This is a genomic window from Kocuria subflava (assembly GCF_012163155.1).
Classification (GTDB): domain Bacteria; phylum Actinomycetota; class Actinomycetes; order Actinomycetales; family Micrococcaceae; genus Kocuria; species Kocuria subflava.
The window spans coordinates 1-524 of sequence record NZ_JAAVUN010000240.1 but is presented as its reverse complement, the minus strand read 5'-3'; the positions used below and the strand labels follow the sequence as shown (position 1 = coordinate 524).

The 524-nt window shown below is 71.6% G+C and carries 1 protein-coding gene; it reads right to left on the bottom strand.

The annotated features are described in order from the left end of the window. The coding region (locus GTW58_RS13965; RefSeq protein ID WP_342453334.1) for a PIG-L family deacetylase at positions 1-491 on the bottom strand (491 nt) is incomplete at its 3' end. Between the last annotated feature and the right edge of the window lie 33 nt (positions 492-524).

Sequence of the window (524 nt, the reverse complement as noted above, 5' to 3'; positions counted from 1 at the left end):
TCCGGGGCCGCCCGGGCACGGCCGTCGGGCCCCCAGGACATGCCGGAATCCAGATACCGGCCCCGCCCGTTGCTCAACCCGACGGACGGGTCGATGGCCGGGGCCCGCCCCGCGAACACCTGGTTGCGCACACCCAACGCAGCACAGGCCGCGGCCAGTTCGTGGATGCGGTACTCCCCCAACGCGGTGCCGTCGTCGTTGTTGGCCGGCTGCCCCACCTCCAGGTGCCGCAGCAGCTCCGGGATGACCTCCCCCCGTTCGCCACGGGTCATGGTCAGCAGGTGAACCTCGGCCCCACCGCGCGCCAGCTGTGCGATCGAGGCACCCGTGACCACCGTTTCGTCGTCGGGGTGGGCGTGGACGTAGAGCACCCGCGCACCGTGGATTCCCTGTCCCTCGGGCAGCAGGGAACGCCGCGCATGCGGCAACACCGCCGTACCCTGCTGTGGGTACGACGGCGTTGCGTCGGCCGTGGGGGAAAGATCAGGCACGTGCCCGCTGGCGAGCAGCCTTGAAGCGCACGT